Genomic DNA, 2,756 nt, shown 5'->3' on the forward strand with positions numbered 1-2,756 from the left:
CTATGTATAACTCGTCTAGTATATGAGAGGTGGATAGATAAGATGAAATTACTAAGCTTAGGAGAACGAAAAAAAGAAAAAGAATTAAAAAAATATATAGTTGATAATAAAGAGTCCTTATATAGATTTGCATATGGTTACGTAAAAAATCAAGATGACGCACTTGATATAGTACATGATTCTATATGTAAGTCCCTAACTAAGATAGACACTCTCAAAGATATAGGTAATATAAAACCATGGATTTACAAAATAATATCAAATTGCGCAATAGACTATATAAGAAAAAATAAAAAATATGTAATAAATAATGATTTAGATCTAGATGACTCAATAAGTTATGATACATATGAGAATATAGATTTACAAAAAGCTTTAGATGAATTGCCAGAAAAGTATAAAACAATAGTTATATTACGATATTTTGAAGATATGAAAATATCCGAGATAGCTCAAGTACTAGATGAAAATACAAATACTATAAAAACTAGACTATATAAGGCCTTAGATAAATTAAAATTAAAGCTTAGAGATGACGAGGAGTGAAAACTTTGAATAATAATAAAGAATTTAAAATTTTAAAAGATAATTATATGAATATAGAAATACCAGATAACTTAGACAAAGTTGTAAATGATGCATTAAATAGTAAATCTATAAAAACTAAAAGGAAAACAATAAGTAAATGGTCTTCTGTATCAGCATCAGTATGTTTAGTTGTAGGTGCTATTAACTTAAGTCCAGCTTTTGCAAATACACTAGAAGAAATTCCTGTTATAGGAAATGTAATAAAGATAATAAATTTTAGAAACTATAGCATAGATGAAAATGGATTTGATGTTTCTATAGCTATACCTAAAATAGAAGGTCTAAAAAATAAAGATTTAGAATATAGATTAAATAAAGATTTTGAGGAAGATGGCAAAAGATTATACCAAGAGTATTTAAAGGAGATGGAAACTCTAAAATCAGAAGGTGTTGAAGGAAGAGAACTAGTAAAATCTTGGTATGAAGTTAAAACTGACAACGATGATATTTTATCATTAGTAGTATTTAATCACTATGTACAAGGTTCATCAAACACAACTAGAAAATTCTATAATATAAACAAGAAAGATCAAACAGTTTTGACTTTAGAAGGTATGTTTGCAGGAAATGATTATGTAAATATAATAAGTGAAAACATAAAAGAGCAAATGAGAGAAAAAATGAAGGAAAATCCAAATGAACATTATTGGTTAGATGAAGATATGGAAGGACTTAACTTCACAAAGATAAATAAAGATCAAGGATTTTATATAAATGATAATAATGAACTTGTTATATGCTTTGATAAATATGAAGTTGGACCAGGATCTACTGGATTAGCTGAATTTGTAATACCAAAAGAAATAACATCAAAGCTTATGAAGTAAATAAAGTTGACAGCGAAGGGAGATTTGACATGCTAAAAAAAATTATACCAATATTATTATCTACTACACTACTATTTACAGGATGTTCAAATGGTAATATAAATCAAAATAGTGAAAAAGAAAATATAAAGCTTACTTATTCAAATTTGATAGATGATAAAACTCAAAATGATATAAAAAATATTCTAATAGAAAATAAAATAGATAAGAAAACATCTGATTATTTTATTAAATTAGTTAGAGCTTATAATGAAAAATCTGAGATAAAAAATTTATATACATCAAATAATGGATTTACCTCTATAAATGTACAACAAGTACCATATGATGAAGCTGAATTAAATGAAAAATGGGACTATAAGAATAATATAAACTATATGGACTTTAACTGTAGGATAACCGCTTTTACTTTATTTAAAGATTATATTAAATCAAATAGCAAGTTTAGTGGAGATGATACAACTTTAATATTTGATATAGATGCAATAGAAAATAATCCTCTTAGTGAATTTACAAAGGAAGATAAAGATAAATTTATAAATTTATATGGAGCTATTAAAGCAGAAAATACACAAGATATACAAAAGCATGTAGATGAAATAAAAAAAGAGTGGAAAAATAGAAAAATATCATTTATAAAAAATAAAAATGTATCTATGATAAATGTATTTTTACATGATCCGGAAGATGAAATTTTATTTGTTGGACACAGTGGTATATCAGTAAAAACTAAAGATGGTTTATTATTTATTGAGAAATATGGATTCTCTTTACCATATCAAGTATCAAAATTTAAAGACAAAGCAGAATTAAAAGAATATTTAATGGATAGATTGGATGTAGATACATCTGGTAATGGAGCTGCAAAGCCAATAATTATGGAAAATGATGAATTAATGAACTAAAGATAAAATAAATCTGAGTATAAAAAGTTTGATTTTAAATATATAACTCATAAAAGCAAAAGATGAAGATAATAGACAACAATTGATAGGTGAGTAATATGAATGATATAAAAGTTAAAAATAGAAGAGTAAATAAAAAAAAGGCATTAATTATGATACTGCTAGGTATAACTATTTTAGGAGTAATAAATAGAACTTGGGCTTATGTAGATGAGCAAATAAAAATAAAAGCAGAGCAAGAAAGGCTAGCAGAAGAAAAAAGAAAAGCAGAAGAAGAAAAGAAAAAATATATGGTTGGAGTAAGTCATGAAGCTAAAAAGTACTCTTATGATGCAAAAATTGTTTCTGAGAAACTTAGTAAATATGACTATTCAAATAATGGAGAAAAAGTAGTATTTTTAACTTTTGATGATGGAACGTCTACAACAGTTACTCC

3 protein-coding genes and 1 pseudogene are annotated in these 2,756 nt (G+C 25.2%); all 4 read left to right on the forward strand.

The window, feature by feature from the left end; genetic code table 11:
- Positions 1 to 546: sigma-70 family RNA polymerase sigma factor (locus tag Q5F54_RS12630; protein ID WP_331562790.1), on the forward strand; the 546-nt coding region annotated here is incomplete at its 5' end.
- A complete protein-coding gene (locus Q5F54_RS12635) occupies positions 543 to 1,415 on the forward strand; it encodes an anti-sigma-V factor rsiV (protein ID WP_281537814.1) in 873 nt (290 codons plus the stop codon). The genes Q5F54_RS12630 and Q5F54_RS12635, both read left to right, overlap by 4 nt.
- A gap of 29 nt (positions 1,416 to 1,444) precedes the next feature.
- Entirely contained in the window at positions 1,445 to 2,320 is an 876-nt protein-coding gene (locus tag Q5F54_RS12640; protein WP_180703331.1) for a DUF4300 family protein, read from the forward strand.
- 98 nt (positions 2,321 to 2,418) lie between these two features.
- Positions 2,419 to 2,756 (forward strand): annotated as a pseudogene (locus Q5F54_RS12645) (polysaccharide deacetylase); the annotation flags it as partial.

The organism is uncultured Romboutsia sp., assembly GCF_958366745.1.
In the GTDB taxonomy this organism is placed as follows: Bacteria; Bacillota; Clostridia; order Peptostreptococcales; family Peptostreptococcaceae; genus Romboutsia; species Romboutsia timonensis.

Bases quoted from the DNA above. Each gene is read 5' to 3' on its own strand.
- Q5F54_RS12640 (WP_180703331.1), top strand. From the start codon at position 1,445: ATGCTAAAAAAAATTATACCAATATTATTATCTACTACACTACTATTT.